The sequence below is a fragment of the Larkinella harenae genome, from assembly GCF_054780515.1.
The window spans coordinates 87,298-113,320 of the sequence record NZ_BAAGWE010000004.1; the positions used below are offsets into that span (position 1 = coordinate 87,298).

Sequence of the window (26,023 nt, forward strand, 5' to 3'; positions counted from 1 at the left end):
AAGCTGAAAAATAAAAAAGGCGGATTCATCATCCGCCTTGTATTGGGCACTTATAAAAGTCGTTTGATAAGCTGGTTGACCGTGATACCTTCCGCTTCGGCCTTGAAGTTTCGGACGATGCGGTGGCGGAGAATCGGCAGGGCGACGGCCCGCACGTCTTCAATATCCGGTGAATATTTTCCGTTCAGGAGGGCGTTGCACTTAGCCGCCAGAATCAGCGATTGCGAGGCCCGGGGACCAGCGCCCCACTCCAGGTAAGTGTTGGCATCCGGGGCGGCTAATTCGGTATTGGGACGGGTTTTGTGCACCAGTTTTACGGCGTACTCCACCACGTTGTCGACCACCGGGACCCGGCGTACCAGATGCTGAAATGCCGAAATCTCCTCACCGGAAATAACTTTCTTAACCTGATACCGCTCGTCGGTAGTCGTTGATTTCACAATATCCAGCTCCGACTGGTAAGAAGGATAATCCAGAAAAACGTTAAACATAAAACGGTCCAGCTGGGCTTCCGGAAGCGGGTACGTTCCTTCCTGCTCGATGGGGTTCTGGGTGGCCAGAACGAAGAACGGACGGTCGAGTGGGTATTTTTGACCGGCGATCGTTACCGAGTATTCCTGCATTGCTTCCAGCAGGGCCGACTGCGTTTTGGGGGGAGTCCGGTTGATCTCATCGGCCAGAATAATATTGGCAAAAACGGGGCCTTTGATAAACTTGAAACGGCGTTCCTGATCGAGGGTTTCAGAACCTAATATATCCGACGGCATCAGGTCCGGCGTAAACTGAATCCGGTTGAAGCTAAGGTCAAGTGCGCCCGCAATGGTCTGGATGAGTAAGGTTTTCGCCAGTCCGGGCACGCCGACGAGCAGGCAGTGTCCCTGACAAAAAATGGCCGTCAGTAAAAGCCGTACGGTTTCTTCCTGCCCGATGACGACTTTCGAAATCTCACTGGTTAATTTTTTATACGCTTCATTCAGCGCTTCAGCAGCTGCAACGTCAGAATTATATTGTATCACAGGCAGAGGGGTTAAGAGTGATGAGTTAAGAATGATGAGTGAAGAGTTAAAAATTAAAAGAAGGTTGTCAATGGATAACCGCCGGACGGTCAACTCTTCACGCTTAATTCTTAACTCACCACTCCGTTAGGGTCCTTCAGTTTTTTGTGTAGCAAAAATGTGGCAGCTGTCGTATTCCGGGTCCAAATTGATGTACACGTCGCTGACCGCCTTTTTGAACCATTCATCGATGGCCTTATTCTTTTTGTTGACCATGACGATGTTCGCGATCTTTTCGTAATCCTCCTTGAGACTAGCCGTATGCGGAGCCACTTTGCGCTTGTAATACAGCAGCCGGACTGCGGTTTTTCCATCTTCCAGCCGGTAATCCATCGGTGGGCTAACCGTGCCGACCTTCATCGTGTCCAGGGTCATGTACAGCGTGTAATCCATGGTCTGGTCCAGCGGCTGGAGCGAGCTGTTGGATTGTGGATCCCGGATGATTCCCCCGGCATCGGCGGTGGCCTTGTCTTCCGAAAAATCCTTGGCGGCTTTCTCGAATTTGAGTGTATCGGCTACGATGAGGGTGCGCAGGCTGTCCAGAAACCGCCGGGGTTCTGTCAGATCGAGTCGATTGTATTCCGGGCGCAGCAGAATGTGTCGGGCGTGGTATTCGGCACCCCGAACTTCGACGAGCTGAATGAGGTGGAGGCCAAATTCCGATTCCACAATATCCGACATTTCGCCGGGTTTCAGCTTGAGGGCAGCACCTTCAAACTCGGATACCATCTGTCCGCGTTTGGCAAAACCGAGGCTGCCGCCTTTCTGGGCCGAACCGACATCTTCCGAAAACTCCGTGGCTAATTTGCTAAATTCTTCCCCTTTTTCAACGCGTTCTTTCAGCGCCTGCAGGCGTTTCCGCAGTTCGTCGCGTTGTTCTTTCGTGACTTTGGCCAGACGAACAATGTGCCCAATTTCAACCTCCGCCGGAATATAGGGCAAACTATCTTTAGGAATGGAGTTGAAAAACTTCCGGACTTCGTTCGGGCTAACCTTCACGTCGTCGGTAATTTTGGTTTGCATGCGTTGCCCCAGCATTTGTTCCTTTACTTCTGATCGCAGTTCGCTTTTCAGGGCTTCAATGCTTTTGCCGTACGCTTCGACCAGGTTTTTTTCGGAGCCAAACTGCTGGATCATGTACGACATCCGGCTGTCCATCTGGTTGTCGATAATCTTGTCGTCAACGGTTACGGAGTCAATGTCGGCTTTGGCCAGCAGCACTTTCTGAACCACCAGGCTTTCCAGAATCTGGCAATCGGCCGGAGCCTTCTGGTTTTGCTGGGAATACGACTGACGGGTTTGATCCAGATCCGATTTCAGTACGTAGTAATTATCAATTTTTGCGATGATTTTATTGATGCTTGCTCCTTTGTTCTGCGAAAAGCCAGGTAGCGCAGCCAAAGCCAGCAGGGCTGTCGCTATCAAGGAGGAGAGAATGGTTGATTTCATTAAAAAATTCCTTCAGGTTTGTTATTCAATATTACGGATTTCGGCAGGATTTATTGATATGCCCGGTCCGCGAATCTGTTAAATGATGTTAATCCGTTGCTTATTTGACGAGCTTACGGGCTTCTTCTTCGTTTATCTGAACCGGATATTGCTGCTTCAGCCGGTCCAGCCATTGTTTCTCCAGGATGGCCTGATAGTCATTGATAACCGCTCCCCGGGCTTCTTCGAACGTTTTCAGGCGAGGGGGTTCGATCTGATCAATTTTTACCAGAATCACTTTCCCATCGCGCCGTAGGGTGGTGGTCCCGGGCTTCCATTCAACGGCATCAAGGTACGGGTCAGCCCCTTTGGCAAAAATGCCTTCCGTCAATTTGACGGCTCCTGGTTCTTTCGAATTCAGAATTTTTTCAACGTCTTTTTTAGATGTTGAAAACAGCTGAAAAGTCACACGGCGGGCTTTATCATTTTTTCCTGTACTGCCGGTGACGCCCGGTCGGAACTTGCCGTGGTCTTTTTCCATGATTCGAACAATCGGTATCTGGTTAGCCGTCAGGAAATTAACCACTGTCCGGATACGGCTGGCCGAAATGGTGTCGCGTTCGGTGGGGTCGGCCGACCCGGATACCTCCACGATGTAATCGGAATTTTTAATCATCAGCACGAGTAAATCAAACAGGGTTTCCCGTTGTTTGGCGGTCAGGGCACTCTGGTTTACGCCATAACTCAGTTCTTCGACCGACCGGCGGAGTTGGTAGGGGCTTTTGACCAGCATCTCCGAAGCCTGTTTCAGGGTTTCTTCATTGGGTGCCGACAAGATGGTGGCGACGGCCCGCTGATCGTACCGATACTTCTCTTTATTGGTGTTGTGGAGCGCTCGCTGGCCCAGCGAATCGGCCAGGGACTTTTCCCACACATTGATTTCCATGACCTGCGAAAGCAGAACTCCATCGCGAATGTCGTTCATCAGGGCGCGGAATTCCGGGTATTTTTTTTCCAGACCGGCCTCTTCGTGTTCAATCAACTTATCATCCACAAACCGCTTGTACAGGCGCTCCATCTGAACGGTTGCCGAAGAAGTCGGCCCTCTACGTGGTTGTTGCCGCCGAACCACTGTTTCCAGAAACTCATTGGCCGTGTATGGTTGCTTGTTGATGAGCACAATCGGTTTTTTCTCAATGGCTGGGTCGAGGATCGCTGGCATTTTCCATTTGCCCAGCAACAACGTGCTGTCGGCCAGGGCCAGCGTCTTGTGCAGCACATCGGGCGATTCGGTAATGGTATAGGTTTTACGAAGCCGCTGCACCAGCGCATTCCGCACAATATCACCCCGCGTGTCCGTTACTACTTTCTGACGAAGCGTACCGGCCATTGAGTCGAATGATTCGAGCGGTTGGCGTTCAATTAGCCGGACAATGTGCCAGCCGTAGTTACTCTGAAACGGTTTGGAGTAACTGCCAGCCTGCGTCAGGCTGTACGCAGCTTCTTCAAAAGGTTGTACCATTTGCCCGACTCCGAAGACGGGCAAAAGCCCACCGGTGTTGCGCGATTCGCGGTCATCGGAAAAGTCCTTCGCCAGTTTGTCAAACGATTCCCCTTTTTCCAGTCGATTGTATACGTCGTCGATCCGGTTTTTAGCTGCTTTCTGCCCTTCGTCGCCATTGCCCGCCAAAGCCGCGCTTGGACTCACCCGAACCAGAATGTGCGCTACCTTCAGTTTTCCCCGGCTGGATCGCTTGTCGAGTACTTTCACCAGGTGGTAACCCGAGCGGGAACGAACGGGATTTGAAATAGTGCCAACCGGGGTTGTATAGGCAGCCGTTTCAATGGGGTAAACGACCTGAAAAGCCGTTAAATAACCTAAATTGCCACCGTTCGACGCTGCCGTCTGATCTTTGGAGTATTGCCGGGCTGCCGACGAAAAGTCCAGACCGTCCAGAAGTTTTTTGCGGACGTCGAGGGCAGCCTGATAAGCAGCCAGCGTATCGGTCGGGGCAGCATCTTCGGCCACGGCAAACAAGATGTGGGAGACGTTGACCTCTTGTTTCAGGCGCTCGTAGGCTTCGGCGGTCAAGTGCTCAATGATCTCTTTATCATTCAGATACGACTGAGCCAATTGCTTACGATACGAAGCAATCTCTTCCCGAAACCCTTCAGTGGTGTCGCGGCCTTCCTGCTCGGCCGCCAATACTTTAAGTTTCAGGTTTGTATACAAATCAATATACTCACGGAGGCCCGTCCGGCGGGACGAATCGCTGTTGATTTGGTTTTTGGTAAACGATTGAAAAAACTCATCCGTCGTAAAGGATTTGTTTCCCAATTTCACTATAACCGGTTCTGGAGCTTTGGTAGCCACCGGAGCCGATGATTTGCAGCCCGCCAGTAAGCTGCAGAAAATAAAAAGAACCGGCGCTTTTTTGGTGAGAATTGTTGAGGTCAAAACAAGTATAAATTGCGGTGAACGGTTTTCAATGCGATCCAGACGCAGAGAGGTCAGTGGCAGATAATACGGGTAAAAGGCTAATTAGGCGTATTACAATAAGCGTACATGTTCTAATTTCTTTTATCGGTTATCTGGCATATTCGCTTTAGACTTTATTCAGTAACAGCTATTTGCAGGAATTCGTTACGTTTTTAACGACCGGAAGCCGGCTTTATTTTCATTCGTTTGAGCTGAATGTCATACTCAACCTGATAGTCAAACGAATCGCGCAGATGCCGCCCCGTAAACCGGGCTGGCACGTGCACGGCCAACGGTTTTTTCTTTTTACGGGAATCCGGCGTGTCGCGCAGTTCCACGCTACTTTGCCCCAGAATGTCGTCTTTGTCCAACCGGTCGGTTAACTGAATGCCCAGACCCGCAGCCGTGAGTGCCGTGGTGACGTATTTCAATGGGGTAAGCAGCTCGGCGCCCAGTTCGAAAAAACCGAAAGGGACCTGAATCCAGCCGTTGACGTCGCGAATCCGCTTGATCAATTGCTGTGCCTGACTGTAGTCCTCTACTTCAATCAGGACCAGCGAAGCGACGACCTTGCCATCTTTTGGCACCGATAGTTGTACCGGTGCCTGCTGTTCAAAAGAAAGAAGGGCACCCTTTTTGACCTTTTCGACGCCCCAGGCGCTAGATGCGACGCCTACCAACCGGTTTTGTTTGTCAAAAGCCGTTAGCGACCAGGTCATCATCAGCTCGTCCTGACGGGTGATGGTTTCTTCCAGGTTGTTGGCTTTCAGGCTGCTAAGTTGCATTTCCGCCGTCAGCGGTTTTGAACCGGAGCAGGCTGAAAGCAGCAGCAGTAAGAACAGGTGATACGGTTTCATACGCAATCAGGCAACTTCTTCAATAACGGATGCGCCTTCCGAACCGTCCCCGTTGGTCCACCGCCAGCGCTCATGCAGGCGAATCCGGCCATCGGCCAGTAGTTCGGGCGTTGACTCGCAAACGCCCGTGCGAAACTGCCCCTCCGTATTCAGATGCTGGTACGTCATGTCCAACCGGCCGTTATCAAGTACTTTGGCAATCAGAAAACCTTTGACCACTGAGCCGCCCCGGTATTCTGCCCAGGCCACGTTGCCTTCCTGCTGGTACCAGAACGTAGTTGCGGCACTGACTTCCCCGTTGTCGGTATTGGCAACCGAACGAAAAATCTTCTTGTCGTAATTCATTAGTCAATGACGGGTTCCTGCTGACTGAGGCAATGGAATGTTCCCAGCCCCCAAACGATTTCCGTGGCATCGATGCCGACTACTTTCCGGTTCGGAAAGCAGGATTCCAGAATATCGATGGCCGTCTGGTCTTTGGCACACCGGAAGGTGGGAACAATAACCGCGCCATTCGAAATGTAAAAATTGGCGTACGAAGCCGGCAACCGCTGACCTTCGCTGATCACCGGATCGGGCATGGGCAATTCGACAATAGTAAGCTGTTTGCCGTTAACCAGTCGCATTTCGTTGAGCTCCTGGCGAATTTCCTTCAAAAACGGATAGTTCTCGTCGTTGGGGTTCGCTTCGGTTGCTACCACAACGGTATCTTCGTTAACAAAGCGTACGGTATCGTCGATGTGGCCGTCGGTGTCGTCGCCCACAATGCCTTCTTCCACCCACAACACCTGCTGGACGCCGTAGTAGTCGCACAAGTACTGTTCGATCTGAGCTTGCGTCAGGTGTGCGTTCCGGTTTTGATTCAGCAGGCAGGCCCGACTGGTCAAGACAGTGCCGTTACCGTTGAACTCCACTGCCCCGCCTTCCATGACGATGCCCGGGTTGACGTATGGTAGGTTCCGGTAGTGCGCAATTTCGACCGGAATCAGACCATCGCGGTCGTACGGCGGATACTTTCCGCCCCAGGCGTTGTATTCCCAATTAACAATCATTCGTTCTTTCGACGCCGGATTGATCAGAAACGCCGGACCATGATCACGGCACCACGAATCGTTGGTTGGGTGGGGGAGAAGCGTTACTTTCGACAGATCAACACCGGCCACTAACAGCCGCATTTTGGCGGTCTGAATAACGGTTTCGTTGTGGGCATTGATGCAAACCTGCTCGCTTTCGCTGATGGCGCGAATGAATTCAAGGTAAGCCGGAAACATTTTCTCCTGCCGTTCGTTCGACCACGATGCTTCGGTATGTGGCCAGCTGAGCCAGGTTGCTACGTGGGGATGCCATTCGGCCGGGAAGAAAAAACCGTTCTGAGCCGGAATAAAGTTGGTATTGTTTGAATGATCTTGGGATTGTATATTCATACGAAAATTTCCTATCACACTGCAAAACTACAAAAATATGTCGGCATGCCGGTTGCGAATCTTTTTGATGCTGCTCCTGGGTGGGTTGATTGCGCGCGTATCGGCGCAGAATCAGCCATTGAGTGATGAAGAACTGAATACCCTTACGAACTGGTTTCCGGCCCATCAACCCCAAACGCTGCAGCAAAAGGAGTTGATGAAAAAGTATGCTTCGCCAACGGCTTATGAAACGATTGCGGAGCTGGCTGACCGGGTTGCTAAAAACGATACGGTCCGGGCTTTGCAGATCAATACAGCGGTTTTATCGCGAGGAAACATCGAACGGATTGCGGAATTAAAGGACTTGCGGGTGCTGCACCTGACAGTTGATTCCGCGACAGCTACCGAGGTGTTATGGCGGGCGGTGAGTCAGCTCAAACGGTTGCAGCGGCTGTCGATTTCGCAGGCTACTTCGGTGGCCGGCCAGACTCCCCCGATTACCCTCCCTGCTACGTTACAGCAATTAACCGGGCTAAGTGAACTTCAGCTATTTATTAGTTGGTCGGACTGGAAGCAGACGGCTGCCACGATCGCCGGAATACCGGGCTTGCGAAGACTTGTTTTCGGAATTAATACGTTGCAGCCTGAAATACCGTCTGATCTGGGTAAAGTGGGGCAGCTGACCTCGCTGACCATCCAGAGTTACCAATCAACGGTTCTGCTTCCGACATCATTGGGCAATCTGTTGCGGTTGAAAGAATTAAATCTAAGTTATGTCCGGCTGGACCAAAAGCAGGACTGGAGTTTTCTAAACAAACTGACCGGACTGGAAACCTTACGAATGGCTTCTTCGAATCTGGAAAAGTTACCTGATCTACAAAAGCTGAAAAAACTGCGGGTATTGGAGCTGAGTATGAGCCCAAGCCTGATGCTCGGGCCGGACGCCTTGAACGGGCTTGTTGCACTGGAGAAACTGAATCTGTCCGGTTGCCAGCTGAAGCAGCTTCCTGCCTCGATCACGCATTTAATCAATTTGAAGGAATTGACAGTCTCCAACAATCCGCTGATCGAGTTGCCTGCTCAAGTTGGTGCTTTGACCAAACTTGAAATGTTGAATGCGAGTGGGTGCCGGTTGCAGCGATTGCCGGAGTCAATGGGTAAGCTAACGCAGTTGCAAACGTTAAATATGGCCGATAATCAGCTGGATTCCCTGAGTTTTGATCTGGGCAAGCTGACTCAGCTCCGTTCTGTAGAACTAAATAACAACCAGATTCGGGAGTTGCCTGCAACCATTGGGCGCTTGTCGAATTTGAGACTGCTGGTTTTATGGAATAACAAGCTGAAGGAGCTGCCGGAAACCGTTGGGGATTTGACTGAACTGACGAATTTGGCAGTGGGAGCTAATCAGTTAACCCGGTTGCCCGCCGGGATTGTGAAAACGTCAAATTTACAGAAATTGAATGTAAGCGAAAACCAGCTGCTGGATTTACCTGCTGAAATCGGCCAGCTTCGGCGCCTGAAAGACCTCTCGTTGGAATCAAATAAACTGGCCCAGTTGCCGGAAAGCTTAGGCCAGCTGGATTCATTAAATTGGCTTGATCTGCGCCGGAATCAGCTGAGCCGTCTGCCGGATGGCTTATTTCGGCTTGCTTTGTTGAATTATTTAAATTTAAGCGAGAACAAACTGGAGAGAATACCGTCGGCACTGGGGAGGTTGACGAATCTGGGAACCTTATCGCTTTACCAAAACCGCTTGTCGAGCCTGCCATCCGAACTCGGGAAACTGACGAAACTACACGCGCTCTGGCTGAGTGACAACCCGCTGGAACTATTGCCGGAAACTATTGGTGAATGCCGGGAATTGAATCAGATCATGGCCAAGAATACCAAATTGAGGGTATTGCCGGGTGGTTTTACACGTTTGAGCAAACTGCAAAACCTTGATCTGTCTGGGAATGAGCTAACCATTTTACCCGCAGGGTTGGGCAATCTGACGGAACTGCGTACGTTGCAGCTTGGAAGGACCCGACTGTTGGCTTTGCCGGAATCCATCGGGCGACTGACGAAGCTAAATCGGTTACAGATCGGAGAAATGGAAAACATTTCCGCTACTGAATACGCCGGTTTGCAGCAGTTGCCCGACAGTATTGTTTATTGTCAGGAGTTGAATCAGTTGCAATTGTTTAATCAGTTTGGACTCGACGGCGACGATACTTTTGCGAAAATCAGCCAGCTTCGAAATTTGAGAGGTCTGACGCTGTACCGCTGCAACCTCGAACGCATTCCCGCCCTGGATTGGAAAACCTTTCCGGTATTTGAACTGTCGCTCATGCGCAACCGCCTGACCGAGGTACCCATCGAATTGCTGGAGAGTCCAAAATTGCAGCAGATTGCCCTGTTTGAAAATCTACTTCCTAAACCGTTGAATACGAATTTTGGCAGCAAAGAAGCCTTGCGGCTGGCGATGAGCGAAGCGGGGTTGCTGGCATTGGATAAAATTACCAAACCCAATCGGGGGGTGGCTACCGCTTTTGTACAAATGGCCTTTCAGCAGGCCGGGCAGCGCAATTGGACCGAAGCGTTGGCCAACTTCGAAAAAGCAATTGATTACGCTTCCGATACCCTGCGAATTAGCCTGTATGCTCAACGGGCCGATATGCACCTTTTTCGCCAATCGTACGCGGAAGCCGTGGCCGACTATGACCAAAGTATTCGGCTGGCTAATCAGTTGACCAACGGGGCGTCCGCATCCAATCAAATTGTGGATCAGCAGATTGAGTACCCCACGATCATGGCTCTACGGGGCCGGTCTCATGCGAAAGGCAAACTGGGGCAGATCGAACCCGCCATGGCCGATATTAACCAGGCGATTCAGAAAGCCACGGCAATGAAGGCCGATCCGCTATTGTTAGGGAGCTTGTATACCGAGCAGGGCCGGTACCTGACGCTGCAAAACAAAGTAAAAGAAGCCAACGAAAGTTACCGCAAAACCATTGAAGAATACGAAAAAATGCGCTACGCCAACCCGGCGACTAAACTAACCGTTGTAGAATTGTATATTCTGATTGGAGAGCCGAATAAAGCGCGAAGCGCGTTGGGGCAACTCAACCATCAGGAAATGAACGGCGGTTTTGCTACTCTGATGAAGTACCTGGAAAGCAGCATTCAGGTGATGAAAAACGAAAAGCCGGACGATGAAATACTGGCCGACCTGAATACCTATTTGGCAAATCATCACGAACGAATTATGGGCTGGAGTTTTGAATTGTACGAAAATTGGCTGACTCGTTCTGGATTGCCACCGGCAAAACAAACGACTTTGCAGCAATTGACCCAGCTCGCCAAAAGCCGGCTTCTCAGGATGGACTAGATCAGAATAATTTGCTCCAGGCAAACCGGATAAGCAGAAGAACTGCTACGAAGCCAATGACTAGGTAGGCAAACGGGATGTAAGTAACGGCGTAAATGCGGGTGCGGTCGATGATCCACAAAATACCGATTACGGCGGTGATTAGCGTCATGAAACCGGACAATCTGCCAAAACCGGGAATGTACGCGAAAGGTAGCTTGCGTTTGACCAACATCAGGGTGGCTACCATGGTGACTACCGGCAAAACCTGCGTAACGAGGTTCATTTGCCAGATGCTCTGCCGCTCAAAAAGAAACAGGTAGATATTTAGGGTGACGGCAAAAATGCCGGGGATACAAGCCAGATACACCAGGGTAGCGTAGACAAACCGCCACCGCCAGATCTCCTCGGCCGTCTCGCCCGACCATAGATTAACAATGAAGGCCACCGCCGGAATGGACAACAGCAAAACCGTCAGTAGGGCAGGGTTGGATGAAACGTACTGGAAAAAATCCTGGAGCGTCATGAGTAGAAAGAAAATTATTACACAGAGTTGCTCAGAGGGAATCAGCGGATTGTTCTGAGCAACTCTGTGTAACAACTAAAACCTTACAACGTCAGCAAATATCCGATGGTAAAGTTGGCGTCCCAGTCGAAGACGAACTGGTTGCAGTTGGTACCGTCAGCGATGGCTTTGTAGATGTTAACACCGGCTTTGGTTTTGGCTTCGCCGGATTTGTAAGCCGAGGGCGCATTCAAAACCGTATAGCGTTCTTTACCATTACGAACCTGCTTGGCCAGCTCGAACGGTACCCCACCAATAATGAAGCAGGTTTTGCGATTGCCCGATGGAATTTGGCCGGCTTTCTCTTTCACTTCATTATACACTTTCGTATCGTCGTCGCCATTCTGAAAATACTTAGCGCCGTAGCTTTCCAAAGCTGAAGTTTTGCCGCCTTCTTTCCAGGAAATCTTGGTATTGCCCGATCCAATATCGACGACAAAACCGTTGCTTTCGAAATCTTTCGGTAACACTGACCGCAGCGCCAGGCGCCCTTCTTGCTCGGGCGTTACGGTATTGACCACGTAATTCAGACTCTTCAGCGCCCGGATAATTTTCTGGGTATTTTCCGCTTTTACCGCTCCGGAGCTAACCACAAAATGAATATCGCGTCCGGCCACACCGTAGTTCAGCATCTGGGCAATGTACTTTTTCAAACCCTCCCGAATGTCCTGGTCGGTAGCCATGTTTTCCAGCACCAGGCTGTTGCCAAATTCGGACTTCTCCAATTTCCAGTTTTTACGGGCATCGACCGTGATAATGAATGAATTGAAGCCACTGGCTCCTAACTCTACAACGCCTTTCAGTTTGCCGTTTTCGGGAGCAGGTGGGGTATAATTGAACGTGGACCGGGAACCGCCTTCGTCGGTGGCTTCCGTATCGGTACTCGCGGTGGTTTCAGAAGACGCCTGATCCGTTGACTCGGAGGATGCCGATGGCAGCGAGGGCGAATCGGATGTCTGTTCAGTATTGTTTTTGGACGAGAACTTCTTCAGCAAGTCAACTCCGCCGATGTATTTGAAACCAAAGTAGATAGCGGCCAAAATCAGGGCCGTAATCAGGAGCCTTCCGGCCACGGTTAATCGTTGCATGTTGGATTGAGTGGATTAGTGAATGAAAGATTGAGCAATTCTGGTGGAGAAATGAGCGGTTGATGTACAGCGTGATTCGAGCCAAATCGGGTACGAACTTCACTCAACCGCTCATTCACTCATTAATCAAGCAGACTTCGGTATCCTTCGTCCTTGGGAGGATTGATTGAACGGTTGGGAGTCGGTGGCGGGGTGTTTTCATCCAATTGGATGAGTTTGAAATCGCCGTGGTTGTAGGCTTCAAGCAGGGCTTGTCCCTTGTCCGACAAAATACCGTTCTGAATGTCTACCGAGTTGATAAAATCCATCGACATATCCATGGCGCGTTTCATCTCACCCAGTTTTTTGCTCATGTCGTCCTGAATATATTCCATCGACTCGTCGAAGTAGAACTTCTTGTCCGGATTGCCTTTGAAGATGCTGATTGCCGTCCGCAGGGCATTCGAGCTTTCTTTGACGATCTGGTATTCAGCCTCTTTCAATTTGACCTTAATCTCGGTTTCCTTGATGATGTAATCGGCGCTCTTGTTCACTTTTTCCATGAACTCCAGCACCGTCCGCATGTTGCGTTGCAGGGGGTGCAATTTTTCGTTCATTTCCTGCAAACCGGCTCCTTCGATGGTGGCCAGTTGAGCGGCTTCCCGCATGCCTGGGCGATCGGCCAGGTTGTTGGCTTTGTTAGCTTCGGCAAACTTCTGCTTGATGTTCTCGTTGTTCTCGGCAATTTTTCGGTTTAGTTTCACCAGTTGCCCGGCCAGCGTATCGATCTGACCCTGCATTTTCCGGCGTTTGTCTTTCAAATCGTCCACGTAAATTTTCATGATGGCGATCGGATCAAGCTCGATGACAATACCCGTCAGCTTTCGCATCAACGTTTTATACAGAAAGAAAACCGCCGTCCGGACGTCCTTGCTGGTAAACAGAAAAATAAGAAAGCCTAAAACCGCCAGCAAACCGGCCAGATACAAGGTGTTTTCGGTAACCCGGATCAGAAATTCAACAATCCGGTTGAAGTATACCAGGCCCATTGCACCGATAGCCGCCAGAAAAAACATGCCGGCGATGCCTTCCGGGCGGCTCCAGAACGAACGCTTGTCGCCGTCGTCGGTTCGGCCACCCACTTGTGAAAAATCAGGAGTTGATGCCATTGTTAGCGTTTGAAGTTTAAGGTTTCTGTTTTCGGTAAACGGTTTTCGGTGGCTGACGCATTCCGGGTAGTGGATCGTGAACCGAAAACCGTTTGCCGTTACTTGATGTATTCTCCCAGTTTCAGCAAATCCCGTTTGATCTGACCGATGAACACGGCCAGGGTTGCTTCGTAATTGCTTTTGTTCTGGGCAATCTTTTGGCTTTGTTCGTCAATTTCGCCCCCGATCTGAGCCAGCCGGGCGTTGTTGTTTTCAATTTTACGCTGCAACTCCAGTATCTGCTTGGCCAGCTGTTCGTTGTCGGCCTGCAACTGTTTTTGCTCGTTGGATAAACCGCCCACCTTTTCATTCAGAGCCGAATCAACGGTTTTGGCAAAGGCCTGCTGATCGTTGTTCAGAGCCGTCAGGTACTGATTGGCGGAGCTGACCAGAACCGCCACGTCTGCCGAACCACCCATCGCCTTGAAACTGGCCCAGGCTGCCTGGTACTGCTGATCTTCGCTCAGGTTCAGGTTCGAGAGATTCTTTAGCGTTTCACGAAACTCAAAATAATCCGGCCCGGGCTGGTTGGCTTTCGATAACACGGACGCAAAGTGATCAACGAATTTCGTATCGACCGATCCCTCCTTTGGCGTAGACATCGCTACGGCTGTCCCGCTTGGAATCGGATTTGACGGAGCCGCGGGAACGGGTTGAGCAGGCCGATCTACCGGGTCAGCTTTGGCGGCTGTCGGCTCGTCCTTGATGAAAATATTCAGTAGCTTTTTTCCGAAGCTTTCCAGTCCGGAGTTTGTTTCTGGTTGTTCTGCCATCGTGTTTTTCGCTCTTACGGGTGAAAGACGGAACAATATTACCTGAGTGCAAGATGATAAAATAACGGTTTTAAGCCAAACGGTCCACGGATGGCCTGTAAGGAAAAAAACAGGGCCGAGTTCAATGTATATACATCAAATCCGGCCTTTAGGAACCGATTCTGCCTAAACCGTCGTAATCAAACTTTTTTGCGGCTTTCGGCTGCTTTGGTCATGGTAGCCCGACCGAGAAAAATTTCGTCGCCAGTTAGTTTAATCGTTGTGTAAAACTGGTAGCCGTCTTCGATATAGCGCAGCATGACCTGCTTTAGTTCTCCGGTTTTGCCGTAGGGCTGCGTAGCAGCCACCAGAATCTGATCTCCGTTTACGATAGCGCGTACGAAAGGAACGTTGTGCGTTTTAAGCTGGTTGCCCGTGTACTTGTACCAGGTTTTGCCCCCGTCGATCGAACATTCGGTGTTTTCATTCAGGTATTTTTCCCGCCCATCGAACAAATCACTGTGGTGTTTGAACATGCGCCAGAGCCCATGAATGTAGTGTTCGTAGCAGGCGTATACCCGGTCATTACCCAGTTCCTGTTGATTAATGTCCGTTGGTGTCGGCTGGTCGGGCTTTAAGTCGTTGGCATCATCCCAGAAAAGCACGCCATATGCACCGGTAAACCAGAAAAAGACGGACATTCCTTCCGCAATAGCGGGCGGGGCGGCATTTTTGGCTTTTTCACTGTTCGGGAAGTCACTGCTCTGGGTATTGTACAACCATTGCCAGGCAATCCGCTTTTTGGGCGACAGCTTCATATTGACTTCCTGTTCGTGCAGCAAAGCCGCCAGCCAATGGCGTGAGCCGTCTTCGTTATGTTGAATCGAATAATCAAATTCGGGATAGAGATAATACGTTCCAGGCATCTGAAAATCAATGTAATCGGCGAAGGTTTTGCCCACAATGTCGTCGGGCATACCGCGTTGCCGGGAGATGTCGGTCTGTTTGGCGGGTAGAGCCCAAAGCCAGTCGGGCGAGGCCGTAAAGTCGCGGGCGCGCGAATAACCGTAACCGTTCAGCGGGACCGGTGCAATGGAACCCACTTCCGTGTAAGGACTCAGGTATTGCCGAAGTGTTTTGGTCATAAAAACGTACAGGTTAGCCTGTTCCTGACGGTTTAGGACGTTGTTAACGCCTTCGTTTTCAATATCAAAAAAGATTTTGCTGTAGGTAATCAGCTTTTTGTCGGGTGGGCAATCGCCGAAATTTTCACATTCACCATTCAACTCCTGAATAGCCACCGCGATGCTGTTCTTAAAATCCGGATCGCCCCACGGTCGCACGTACCAGGTGCCCGGTGCATTATCACCCGCGCGCGACCAGGGAATGTTAAACGGTGGATCTGCCATGTATCCTTGCCCAATTGTCAAGGCCCGCTGCGACGGTTTTAGCCGACTGGTCCAGCCCTCCGGCTTGGGGTTCCACGGACTTCGGAACTCCTCCGGTACCATGCGGCTTTTGTCAATGGAAGAAAAACCCCGGCGGAACAATTTGGACCAATCCTGATCGACATGCAGGTTTCGTCCGGCAGCATGAAAGGTGATGGTCTTGGTCGGGGGAAGGGCAAAATCACCGACCACATCGGGGTTCCAGTATCCTTTGCGAGTGGTGGGGGTAAAAGCTTGCCGGGGCGTAGGTGTCAACGGAGTTTGTTCGGGTAACGCACCCTGATGAACGACCACCGATTTCGCGTTACCCGGCTTAAATGCATACCAAACACCAACCCCCATTGCTCCGGCCAACAAAGCAATCAGAAAGTATTTCATGGAGTTGGTCATTCGTCAATATAGCGTTTCGTGATGGGCTGGTACGAATCGATGCGCCGGTCACGGAAATAAGGCCAGGTGGTGCGGTATTTATCGGTTAAGCCTAAGTCAACTTCCTGTACATGAACGACTTCTTGATCGTGTGGGGCCAAGTATAGCAGTGATCCGTGCGGATTGGCCACAAACGAACCGCCCCAAAACTGCTGGCCCCCCTCGGTGCCAACCCGGTTGACCGAAACCACATGAACACCATTAGCGATGGCGTGGCTGCGCTGAATGGTTTGCCAGGCACCGTATTGTTCTTCGTTCACTTTCGGATCTTTTTCTTCCGTATCCCAGCCGATGGCGGTGGGGTAAAACAGAATTTCGGCTCCCATCAGCGACGTAATGCGGGCTGGTTCGGGATACCACTGATCCCAGCAGATAAGGACGCCAATTTTAGCAAATTTCGTATCGAAAACCTTGTATCCGAGGTCGCCGGGAGTGAAATAAAACTTCTCATAATAGCCCGGATCGTCGGGAATGTGCATCTTCCGGTATTTGCCGAGATAAGTCCCATCAGCGTCCAGAACGGCGGTTGTATTGTGGTATAAGCCAGCGGTTCGCTTCTCAAATAACGAGGCCACGATAACGGTATTGGTTTCGCGGGCTACTTCTCCCAGCCGCGCCGTGGTGGGGCCAGGGATGGCTTCGGCAAGACTAAAATTATGGTGATCTTCGACATCGCAGAAGTACAGCGACCGAAATAACTCCTGTAAGCAAACAATCTGGGCTCCCTGGGCAGCCGCTTCCCGAACACCGGCAATGGCTTTTTCGAGATTAGCTTCTAGGTCGGCCGTGCACGACATCTGCACCAGGCCAATCTTTACTTTTTTTGACATGCTCTGCTAATAGGTTAACGTTCTGGACCCGTTCGATGGGCCGATGGGCCGGCTCCCCGCTTCAACTCGTACAGATCGAAGTCAAAAGGAAGTTCGTTCATGCATTTGAAATGACCCAGCGGACAGCGGTCGTAGCCAATTTTAGAACACGGGCGGCACCGTAAGGGTTTATTTTCGAGGGCAACAAATTGCGTTTTGTACGGATACATGCCCAATTGGGGGGTGGTATTGCCCCAGATGGAGTAAATTTTTTTCTTCAGCGCAGCGGCAATGTGCATCAGGCCCGTGTCGTGACTGAACACCAGCACCGATTGCTGCAACAGGGAAGCCGATTGGTTTAGGTTGTATTTCCCGCAGGCGTTGTAAATCCATGTATCGCCCAGGGCTTGTCGGATGTTCTCACCCGCTTCCGCGTCTTCCTTTCCGCCCAGCAGAATCACCGGGTAGTTGATTTGACGACACAGTTCAATCATGCGGGCAACGGGAAGTTTCTTGGTATTGTGCTGCCCGCCAATGGCGTAAGCAACATAGCCCCGTTGGTGAGTAGGCGGAATCCACCCAGGTTCAACCACGTCTTTGTACGGAATGAAGTAGTCCAGCCCGTTGTTGTCATTGACCACACCGAACGACTGGGTGGTTTTCAAATACCGGTCAACGATATGCACATTGGGCAAGGTGTTAATCTTAAACCGTACATACAGCCATTTTTCCCAGTTCAGCTTGTCGAAACTATAGGAGGGAACCCCCAGCCGCAATTTGATCAACAGCGTCCGGAGGTTGTTGTGTAAATCGATAATGTAATGATATCCTTCGGCTTTCAACTGCCGGATTAGCTCATTCAGATTTCCATCCAGGTACAGTCCCTTGTCAATATACGGATTGGATTCGACCAGCGACTGAAACGTCCGCTTCGTACAGAAATGAATTTCTGCCCCCGGAACCTGTTGTTTCAGGCAACGGACAACCGGCGTCGTCAGCACAATATCGCCGATGGAAGAAAACCGGATAACCAGGAACTTGACTGGAGTGGTATGCATGTACCGCCAAAATTACGATAAGCCCGGGAGATTTTGAAGGAAACATCCCTATCCTGCCGGTTTGTGCATCTAGAAATGATCGGACGGACCCGGACTCACCGAGAAGATGGTCAACTTCTAACGAAAAAAACGTTAAAACCGTATTGATCCGTCAAATGCGTTGTTTACGGCTTTCCAGGTAGGTCGTCATTTCTTTCAACGTTAGCCCATTAAAAGTCATATTTTTAGTCAGCCCACCTTTTCGGGCTACCGCCACGCCATAGTGCATGTCGTGAAAACCGGCCATTTCGTGGGCGTCCGGGTTGATACTTAACATGACTCCCTGACTGACAGCGTACTGCACCCAGCGCCAGTCGAGATCGAGCCGCCACGGGCTGGCGTTGATTTCAATGACCACTCCTCGTTCGGCGCAGGCATCAATCACGGCTTTATAATCGATTGGATAACCGGCGCGGGCTAGGAGAAGCCTTCCGGTCGGATGACCCAGAATGGTGGTATAAGGGTTGTGGATGGCATTAATCAGTCGGGTGGTGGCTTTTTCGCGGCTCATCGACAAATTGGAATGCACCGAAGCCACGACGTAGTCGAACGTCGCCAGAATATCGTCGCTGTAATCCAGGGAACCGTCGCCCAGAATATCCGACTCAATGCCTTTCAGGATGCGGAAGGAGTCGCCAAACTGTTCGTTCAACCGATCGATTTCCTCGTGCTGTTGTTTGACGCGATACGGTTCCAGCCCGTGGGCGTACGCAGCCGTTTGGGAGTGGTCGGCAATGCCGAAATACGAAAAACCCAGCTCCCGGCAATAGCTTGCCATTTGTTCGAGCGTGTGCTTGCCGTCGGAGTACGTGCTGTGGTTGTGGAGAATGCCGCGCAACGCGTCCCAGCTTACCAGCTCGTCGGGTTTATGGTTCTGTGCCCAGGTAAATTCAAAGCTGCCTTCCCGCATTTCGGGCACCGTATACGGCAGTCCGGCTCGGAGGTAAATTGCTTCTTCGGCCTCTTCCGGAAATGCCAGACTGGTCTGGAGCAGCGTCCAACCCGTTGAACCCGTGGTGGCCAGGTGCTTCTCAGCGGCTGAATGGGTGAAAAGGCCATTTTCGAACCGATCTGGTGCCGTTGTGATGACTTCTACTAACACCTCGTAGCCACTGGATTGCCCTCGCCAGACAAACGGTGTGGATTCAGTTTCGGATTGTTCTAGAAAGTCCAGCGAGTTCAGATAGACAAAAGCCGCGATTGGGTCCGTGGTGGCAACAATAAATTGCACGGTATCGACCTCTTCCGCTTTTTGCCGGATTTGCCCACTAATCTCAACCCGGCTGAACTCCTTTTCAAAAACATCCAGCAGCATGTTGGCGAGGGCTTCGGCTTTGTCCATCCGAAGTTTGCCGGTTTGTTTTTCCAGAAAAACGAGCGAGTCGAGAATGGCTTGCTGGGTTTTCTCCCCGAATCCTTTGATTTTGGCAATCTCACCTTTCTCACAGGCCAGGCGCAAATCCCGGAGGTTGTCGATTTCCAGCTCCTGCCAGATGACCCGGATTTTTTTTGCCCCGATTCCTTTGATCCGGAACATTTCCAGTACACCCTCCGGCGTTTGTGCCAGTAGTTCGTCCAGATCCTGTAGCCGCCCGGTTTCAACAATCTGGAGGATTTTGCCTGCGACCGATTTTCCCACGCCTGGTATCTTGACCAGTTCCGGAAAGGAGAGTTGGGTCAACTCTTCACTCGTTTTATCAAGGTTAAAAGCGGCTGCCTGAAACGTCCGGATTTTGAAGGCATCTCCGTCGTGGAGTTCCAGCAGCTTCGCCGTCAGTTCGAGCATTTCAACGATTTCGGTATTACTCATGGTGTTGGATTGGCTGTATTTTGTAACCAAAATATTCAATGTGGTTTATACTCGTCCCATTGTGAAAGAAAGTTGGGAAAAGTTATTGATTATGCCCTGAATCTGACTAACTTAATTCTCTCAACAACGGTGGAACCCTACATGGACACACGCGACCCTCATCTTTGGAAGCAGGCAAAAGCCCGCGCCGGTTTCAAAATGCATCTGCGGACTTATCTGTTTGTCAACGTTGTTCTTTGGCTGATCTGGCTTATTATTTCGCTGGTTTTTCAGGAGAAATGGGGCTATTACCCCTGGCCAATCTGGGCCACCCTGGGTTGGGGAATTGGTCTGGTTTCCCATTATTTCAGCGTTTACCACGGTTTTAACGAAAAAAACCTGGCGGAACGTGAATACGAGCGACTCAAACGGACCCACGGACTTTAATCCGGATTCGAAAAAAAGGATTCTTCTTCTCCCGGATCAAAGCACTCGTTGAGCCGTCAGACCGCCACCGGCGCTTTAATTGTCGGATGCGGATCGTAATTCTCCAGTTTGAAATCTTCGTATTTGAAATCAAAAATCGATTTAACATCCGGGTTTATTTTCATAACCGGTAAGGGACGCGGTTCACGCGAAAGCTGTAGGTTTACCTGGTCCAGGTGGTTGAGATACAGGTGGGTATCCCCGCCCGTCCAGATAAATTCATAAGGCTCGTAGCCGCACTCCTGCGCAATCATCATCGTCAACAGTGCATACGACGCGATGTTGAACGGAACGCCCAGAAATACATCGGCACTGCGCTGATAGAGCTGGCAGGACAGACGGTTTTCGGCCACGTAAAACTGGAACAGGGCGTGGCAGGGGGGCAAGGCCATGTTGGGTACATCCGCCGGGTTCCAGGCCGAAATGATCATTCGCCGGGAATCGGGACGGTATTTCAACTGCTTCAATACATCCTGTAACTGGTCGATCAATTGCCCGTTGGGGGCTTCCCAGCTACGCCATTGCTTGCCATAAACGGGGCCAAGCTCACCGTTTTCGTCGGCCCATTCGTCCCAAATCCGGACGCCGTGTTCACTCAGGTATTTGATGTTGGTATCCCCTTTGATAAACCACAATAATTCGTGGATAACCGACTTGAGGTGAATTTTTTTGGTGGTAACAAGCGGAAAACCTTCCTGTAAATCAAACCGCATCTGGTAGCCAAAAACACTGATGGTTCCGGTTCCGGTCCGATCGGTTTTTTGGGTGCCGTTGGCAAGAATATGGCGGAGCAGGTCGTGATATTGTTTCATACTGCCAAAATAAAAAAAGGCTTCCGGGATCGGAAGCCTCCGGGGTAAATTATGTTTTTTGAAAGACAAAGAAACGAGAGATTAGGCAAAGGAAACTCGGGTCGTTGGGGCTAATTGGGCACCATACCCGGTCCACGATGTGTCTATTCCCGTTTTGTCCCTTTTCTCAATTTCTCGTCTATCGCTCAATCGTCAGCGAGTATGTAATGCTGGCCGTGGGCCGGAGCTGGGCCGTGGCCGAACAGTATTTATCCATTGACAGGTCGATAGCCCGGCGTGCTTTGTCTTCGTCCAGCTCGCCTTTCAAGATATAATGCAGGTGAATCGTATGAAAAGGAGCGGGGTTAACGTCGGCGGGGCGCTGGCCTTCAACCGTAATGCGAAAGTCTTCAATGACCTGACGTTGCTTTTTCAGAATTAAAATGACATCGATGGCGCTGCATCCAGCGAGGCCCATCAACAGCATTTCCATAGGCCGGGCTCCGGCATTGTGCCCGCCAATATCAACGGCACCGTCGATGTGGATGGGAACGTCAGAAACGCCGGTTGCTTCAAAGTGGAAGGCATCATCGACCCGATTCAGTTCCACTTTCATGGTTTTTGTTGCGGGAGAAACGGTATTGGATTGCTCACTTAGCATGATTTTTTCGTTATGGCTATACGTAGTGGGTGCAAAATTGCTTGTTTCTCATAAATTACGTAATTTCACTCAAATAAATTCCTGACAATCATGTCGGATAAGCTATTTGACTTAAAAAACGACAGGCGGTTGAGCGTCTATTTATACCGCGCCGGATTTGGTTTCTGGCTGCTGTATATTCTGATGGGAGCCCGTTTTATGCAGGAATTGGTTGTTTACCGAACCGACTGTGCCCTATTCTCCTTCTTTCTGATGGTCATGGCATTGTCGGCATCGATGTATTATGACTACCATCATCATCCGGCCGAATTTGAGCAGAAGAAGAAGTGGCTGGTGATCATGTACCTGATTTTGGCCGGGCTGGTTTACGTCTTCATCATCCGGAAAGAACCGTTCGATGTTTCGCAACTTCTGCCCAATTTCTAGGATTTCATCACCTTGGTGATCTCGTTCAGCCGTTCCAGCTTTTCCTGAAAATCGCCTTTTAACCGATTCCGGATCGTTTGTAGGTTATCCAACGTCTCTTGTAAAGAATCCGGCAGGATATCTTCCAGCACTTCCCGAAACCGTTTCGCAAAGGTAGGTGATTTGCCGTTGGTAGAAATTGCTACTTTTAAATCCCCTTTTCGGACAACGGAGCTGAGGTAAAAATCGCACAGGTCGGGCGTATCGGCAACATTGACCAGAATGCGACGGTTTTTGCAGTCGGACTGGATCTGGGCATTAACGGTTTTGTCATTCGTGGCAACGATCACCAGATCGTTGTTGCTCAGAAATTCCGGAATATAGGTCGCGAAAACCAGGTGGAGGTTGGCGTGTTTTTCAGCCAGGGCAATGATCTCCGGCCGAATCTCCGGAGCAACCAGCGTAACCGGTGCCGTAGGGGCGTTGGAAAGCAAAGCCGTCACTTTTTCCAGTCCAACGTAACCGCCACCTACCACCAGCGTTTGCAGGTTTTCGATTTTCAGGAAGATGGGAAAGAGAGTATTCATGGGCACGGCGAATAAGACAGAACCGGTTTTATTGCAAAGAAAAAAGAAAAACCGGTTCTTTAAGAGCGCTCAATAGAAGTGACCAAATCAGCCAGCTGAACATCCCGAAGCCGGGCTACTTCCCCCACAACGATAATGGCCGGTGAGCTGATTTGGGAAGCAGCCACTTGTTCAACGATGTTCGAAACCGTTCCGGACACAATCTGCTCATCGGTTAGCGAACCATTCTGGATGATAGCAACGGGCAAATCCGTTTTTCCATATTCGCCAAAAACCGTCATGATTTCGGCTAGTTTATGCATTCCCATCAGAATCACCACCGTGGCAGTTGACTGAGCCGCCAGCCGTAAATCCTGCGAAAGCTGACCCGCCTTGGTCGTGCCGGTAACAACCCAGAAGCTTTCGCTCACACCGCGCGTCGTCAACGGAATACCCGCCAGCGCCGGAACCGAATAACTGCTCGATAAACCAGGAATTACTTCCGTTTCAATACCGTGTTGCTGGGCGTATTCCATTTCTTCAAAACCACGCCCGAAAATAAAGGAGTCCCCACCTTTCAAGCGAACAACGTGACCATATTGTTGCGCGTAATGCACAATCAACGGGTTAATTTCCTCCTGCGTACATGAGTATTCGTTCAACCGTTTGCCAACGTAAACTTTTAGGGCGTCCGGTTTGCAATAGTCCAGTAAATCGGGGTGCACCAGCGCGTCATACATCACTACATCGGCCTGTTGCAAGGCTTTCACCCCCTTAAGCGTCATTAGTTCCGGGTCGCCCGGACCCGCACCTACCAAGGTTAATTTCATCTTTAATGAGTTAACAATTAAGGGCTAAGAGTTAAGAGTTTGTCGACATGCTGATAAAGGCAGAGCAACTCTTCATTCTTAACTCCTAGCTCACCATTCTTCTTAACTGTCTTTTGCAATCACCAATTCCCGCAATTCCGGCAGGCCGTCCTGCTGAATTTGTTGTTCGCGGTAGGCTTTAACGCGTTCGATAAACGCTTCAGCCTGCGCAATGAATGATTGCGCAAACTCTTCGGTTGGTTCGTTTTTATTGATGCTGAACGCCAGTGCTTTGAAGTCGCCTTCCTGTTCGTGGAACCCTTCGCCTACAAAGTTTTTATCGAAGTCGCTCACAATACCATGCTGGGTATTGGTGTTGATGTCTTTCATCATCAGGCTCCCTTTCGCACCGGTAATCAGTACATTATAGGCGTGATAGATGGCATCGGCCCACCGGCTTTCCGAGAAGGCTTCTTTGGACCAGCTCAGTTTTTCAGCGGCTTCACTCAAAGTAGTGGCTACCAGGTCGATCATGACACCGGCGCACTCGCCAATCCCGATTTCGGTAACAAATTGTTCCGTATGATCCCAGTCGGTATAATCGTCCTGCGAGAGTGTCTTCAGATCGGCCAATGGTTTCAGGAACGTGTAGAAATAATTTTTTCCCTGACGAGCGTAGTAGTCGCTGTAATATTCGCCGTCGAAGGCATTGGCTTCATAATCCTGCAACAGCATCCGCAGAGCATCCGGACCGCGTTTTGTCGGAACTTTAACAACTTTATCGCCGAACAAGCCTTCGCCTTTGCCGTTGAAACCGCCACCAAGCAGTACCTGCAGAGCCGGAATCACGTAAGCGCCATTTTTTACCGAGCTGCTGTGAAAACCGATGTTGGCAACCGAATGCTGACCACAACCATTCATGCAACCCGAGATCTTGATTTTGATGTCGTTGTTGTAAATCAGGTCGGGGAATTCGGCTTTCATCATTTTCTCCAGCGCGCGCGTAATCCCGTAGCTGCTCGAAATGGCGAGGTTACAGGTGTCGGTGCCGGGGCAGGTTGTGATGTCAGCAGTTGAATCAAAACCCGGATCAGCCAGGCCTAACTCATTCAGTCCTGCGTATAAAGCGGGCAGGTTTTCCGGACGTACAAACCGCAGTAAATATCCCTGATTAACCGTTACCCGAATATCATCACCGGCATATTGCTTTACCAGGGCCGCCAAGGCCCGAGCTTTGTCTGAGTGCATATCACCTAGCAAAACCCGCAGCTGAACGGCATACCAGCCCTGTTGTTTTTGCTCAAAAACGTTGGTTTTCAACCAGGCCTGATAGCGTTCGTCGGTAGAAAGCTCGGCGGGGTGTACAATCCCGGCACCAGCGGTTAACTCGTCCAATTCAGCAGCTGGTACGGAACCGTGGGTAGTGTCAATGGCGTAAGTTTTATTTTTCAGCGCCAGCCGCTCTTCTTCAACCCGGCGTAAAAACTCGTCCAGGCCAATGTCCTGCAACAAAAATTTCATCCGGGCTTTGTGCCGCCGGGTCCGCTCGCCGTAGCGGTCGAAAACGCGGATACAGCCTTCAATGAACGGAATAACTTTATCTTCTTCCAAAAACTCGTAAGCCGTTTCGGCCATGTAGGGCTGAGCACCCAGCCCACCGCCAATCATCACTTTGAAACCGCGTTCACCAGCTTCGTTAATGCGGGCTACCAGACCTACATCGTGCATATAGCCGTAAGCATTGTCTTTTTCGCTCGATGAGAGAGAGATTTTAAATTTCCGACCCATTTCCTGGCAAATAGGATTGCGCAGAAGGTAAGTGAAAATTCCATAAGCGTAGGGCGTAATGTCGAACGGTTCGTCGGGGTCAATGCCCGCTTTGGCCGAACCCGTTACGTTGCGGACGGTATTGCCACAGGCTTCACGCAGGGTGATGTTGGCATCTTCCAGGTCGGCCCAGAGCTGGGGCGTGTCGGCCAATTTGACAAAGTGCAGCTGAATGTCCTGCCGCGTGGTAGCGTGCAGGTTGCCTGTAGCGTACTTGTCGGAAATGTCAGCAATCTGGATAAGTTGATCGGAGGTAATCCGACCGTGGGGCAGCTTGATGCGAATCATCTGCACCCCCGGCTGGCGTTGTCCGTAGACCCCGCGTGACAGCCGAAACTTGCGGAAATGTTCTTCGGTCATTTCGCCGTTTGCAAATCCTCCAATCTTTTTCTGAAGATTCAGTATATCGCGTTGGGCAAGCGCGCTGACATTATCGGTGAACTGAACTGACATAATGTATTGCTTTAGTGAGATAGTCGATAGAATTAAAAGACTAATGTAAAGAACAAAAGGCCGGTTCAGTTTCCGGCACTTTCAGTGTATGGTTTACATACAAATGTACTTCTTTATGAGTTCCAGACTGGAAACCGGTTTCGCTACTTTTTATTATCGGTCATAACTTCCGGTTATGATTAACGGAGGTAAATTGTATTAACCTAAAAAAGTCGTCAAGCGTTTTCGGATTGGTAGCGCTTAAGCTAGTTAGATCATCGTTTACAAAAACGGTGCCGCTATACTTGATA

At 50.4% G+C, this 26,023-nt stretch carries 22 protein-coding genes; 3 read left to right on the forward strand and 19 right to left on the reverse strand.

Annotated elements, in window-relative coordinates; all coding sequences use genetic code 11:
- Nucleotides 1-50: 50 nt before the first annotated feature.
- The 6 genes from ACYVH9_RS20405 to ACYVH9_RS20430 form a co-directional block, all read right to left on the reverse strand.
- The gene (locus ACYVH9_RS20405) at nt 51-1,013 is read right to left on the reverse strand and encodes an AAA family ATPase (protein ID WP_460638532.1); all 963 of its coding nucleotides are present in this window, start codon (nt 1,011-1,013) and stop codon (nt 51-53) included.
- A gap of 129 nt (nt 1,014-1,142) precedes the next feature.
- Nucleotides 1,143-2,504, reverse strand: a complete 1,362-nt coding sequence (locus ACYVH9_RS20410; protein ID WP_460638244.1) for a peptidylprolyl isomerase — start codon at nt 2,502-2,504, stop codon at nt 1,143-1,145.
- A gap of 100 nt (nt 2,505-2,604) precedes the next feature.
- Nucleotides 2,605-4,941, reverse strand: a complete 2,337-nt coding sequence (locus ACYVH9_RS20415; RefSeq protein ID WP_460638245.1) for a peptidylprolyl isomerase — start codon at nt 4,939-4,941, stop codon at nt 2,605-2,607.
- Nucleotides 4,942-5,135: 194 nt separating this feature from the next.
- Nucleotides 5,136-5,819, reverse strand: a complete 684-nt coding sequence (locus ACYVH9_RS20420) for a hypothetical protein (protein WP_460638246.1) — start codon at nt 5,817-5,819, stop codon at nt 5,136-5,138.
- Nucleotides 5,820-5,825: 6 nt separating this feature from the next.
- Nucleotides 5,826-6,164: a n-acetylglutamate synthase gene (locus ACYVH9_RS20425; RefSeq protein ID WP_460638247.1), complete on the reverse strand. Its 339-nt coding sequence runs from the start codon at nt 6,162-6,164 to the stop codon at nt 5,826-5,828.
- Nucleotides 6,164-7,243 (reverse strand): agmatine deiminase family protein, encoded by a 1,080-nt coding sequence (locus tag ACYVH9_RS20430; RefSeq protein WP_460638248.1) that lies wholly within the window; start codon nt 7,241-7,243, stop codon nt 6,164-6,166. The genes ACYVH9_RS20425 and ACYVH9_RS20430 overlap by 1 nt, the downstream gene beginning before the upstream one ends.
- Nucleotides 7,244-7,280: 37 nt before the next feature.
- Between ACYVH9_RS20430 and ACYVH9_RS20435 the strand changes: the two genes are divergently transcribed.
- A complete protein-coding gene (locus tag ACYVH9_RS20435; protein WP_460638249.1) occupies nt 7,281-10,592 on the forward strand; it encodes a leucine-rich repeat domain-containing protein in 3,312 nt (1,103 codons plus the stop codon).
- 1 nt (nt 10,593) lies between these two features.
- Here ACYVH9_RS20435 and ACYVH9_RS20440 read toward each other — a convergent pair whose 3' ends face one another.
- From ACYVH9_RS20440 to ACYVH9_RS20475, 8 genes are all read right to left on the reverse strand, one after another.
- The gene (locus tag ACYVH9_RS20440) at nt 10,594-11,097 is read right to left on the reverse strand and encodes a hypothetical protein (protein ID WP_460638250.1); all 504 of its coding nucleotides are present in this window, start codon (nt 11,095-11,097) and stop codon (nt 10,594-10,596) included.
- Nucleotides 11,098-11,180: 83 nt separating this feature from the next.
- Complete coding sequence (locus ACYVH9_RS20445) at nt 11,181-12,224, reverse strand: Ppx/GppA phosphatase family protein (protein ID WP_460638251.1); 1,044 nt, start codon at nt 12,222-12,224, stop codon at nt 11,181-11,183.
- A 122-nt stretch (nt 12,225-12,346) separates the two neighbouring features.
- Complete coding sequence (locus ACYVH9_RS20450; protein WP_460638252.1) at nt 12,347-13,372, reverse strand: hypothetical protein; 1,026 nt, start codon at nt 13,370-13,372, stop codon at nt 12,347-12,349.
- Nucleotides 13,373-13,470: 98 nt separating this feature from the next.
- Entirely contained in the window at nt 13,471-14,184 is a 714-nt protein-coding gene (locus tag ACYVH9_RS20455; RefSeq protein ID WP_460638253.1) for a hypothetical protein, read from the reverse strand.
- A gap of 179 nt (nt 14,185-14,363) precedes the next feature.
- Entirely contained in the window at nt 14,364-15,989 is a 1,626-nt protein-coding gene (locus ACYVH9_RS20460; protein ID WP_460638254.1) for a hypothetical protein, read from the reverse strand.
- An 8-nt stretch (nt 15,990-15,997) separates the two neighbouring features.
- A complete protein-coding gene (locus ACYVH9_RS20465) occupies nt 15,998-16,870 on the reverse strand; it encodes a carbon-nitrogen hydrolase (RefSeq protein WP_460638255.1) in 873 nt (290 codons plus the stop codon).
- Nucleotides 16,871-16,884: 14 nt separating this feature from the next.
- Nucleotides 16,885-17,907, reverse strand: a complete 1,023-nt coding sequence (locus ACYVH9_RS20470; protein ID WP_460638256.1) for a glycosyltransferase family 9 protein — start codon at nt 17,905-17,907, stop codon at nt 16,885-16,887.
- A 151-nt stretch (nt 17,908-18,058) separates the two neighbouring features.
- Nucleotides 18,059-19,756, reverse strand: a complete 1,698-nt coding sequence (locus ACYVH9_RS20475; protein WP_460638257.1) for a PHP domain-containing protein — start codon at nt 19,754-19,756, stop codon at nt 18,059-18,061.
- A gap of 72 nt (nt 19,757-19,828) precedes the next feature.
- Here ACYVH9_RS20475 and ACYVH9_RS20480 point away from each other — a divergent pair, with 72 nt between their 5' ends.
- Complete coding sequence (locus ACYVH9_RS20480) at nt 19,829-20,182, forward strand: 2TM domain-containing protein (RefSeq protein ID WP_460638258.1); 354 nt, start codon at nt 19,829-19,831, stop codon at nt 20,180-20,182.
- Nucleotides 20,183-20,238: 56 nt separating this feature from the next.
- Here ACYVH9_RS20480 and ACYVH9_RS20485 read toward each other — a convergent pair whose 3' ends face one another.
- Complete coding sequence (locus tag ACYVH9_RS20485) at nt 20,239-21,033, reverse strand: thymidylate synthase (protein ID WP_460638259.1); 795 nt, start codon at nt 21,031-21,033, stop codon at nt 20,239-20,241.
- 178 nt (nt 21,034-21,211) lie between these two features.
- Nucleotides 21,212-21,673: an OsmC family protein gene (locus ACYVH9_RS20490; protein WP_460638260.1), complete on the reverse strand. Its 462-nt coding sequence runs from the start codon at nt 21,671-21,673 to the stop codon at nt 21,212-21,214.
- A 90-nt stretch (nt 21,674-21,763) separates the two neighbouring features.
- Between ACYVH9_RS20490 and ACYVH9_RS20495 the strand changes: the two genes are divergently transcribed.
- On the forward strand, nt 21,764-22,099 hold the full coding sequence (locus ACYVH9_RS20495; protein ID WP_460638261.1) for a hypothetical protein: 336 nt from the start codon (nt 21,764-21,766) through the stop codon (nt 22,097-22,099).
- On the opposite strand, the gene ACYVH9_RS20500 is transcribed toward ACYVH9_RS20495, so the two are convergent.
- The 3 genes from ACYVH9_RS20500 to ACYVH9_RS20510 all read right to left on the reverse strand — a co-directional run bounded on the left by ACYVH9_RS20500 (nt 22,096) and on the right by ACYVH9_RS20510 (nt 25,733).
- A complete protein-coding gene (locus tag ACYVH9_RS20500; RefSeq protein WP_460638262.1) occupies nt 22,096-22,665 on the reverse strand; it encodes a precorrin-2 dehydrogenase/sirohydrochlorin ferrochelatase family protein in 570 nt (189 codons plus the stop codon). The genes ACYVH9_RS20495 and ACYVH9_RS20500 overlap by 4 nt on opposite strands.
- Nucleotides 22,666-22,724: 59 nt before the next feature.
- Nucleotides 22,725-23,474 carry a uroporphyrinogen-III C-methyltransferase gene (cobA, locus tag ACYVH9_RS20505; RefSeq protein ID WP_460638263.1) on the reverse strand — a complete coding sequence of 250 codons (750 nt, stop codon included), beginning with the start codon at nt 23,472-23,474 and terminating at the stop codon, nt 22,725-22,727.
- A gap of 102 nt (nt 23,475-23,576) precedes the next feature.
- A complete protein-coding gene (locus tag ACYVH9_RS20510) occupies nt 23,577-25,733 on the reverse strand; it encodes a nitrite reductase (protein WP_460638264.1) in 2,157 nt (718 codons plus the stop codon).
- Nucleotides 25,734-26,023: the final 290 nt, after the last annotated feature.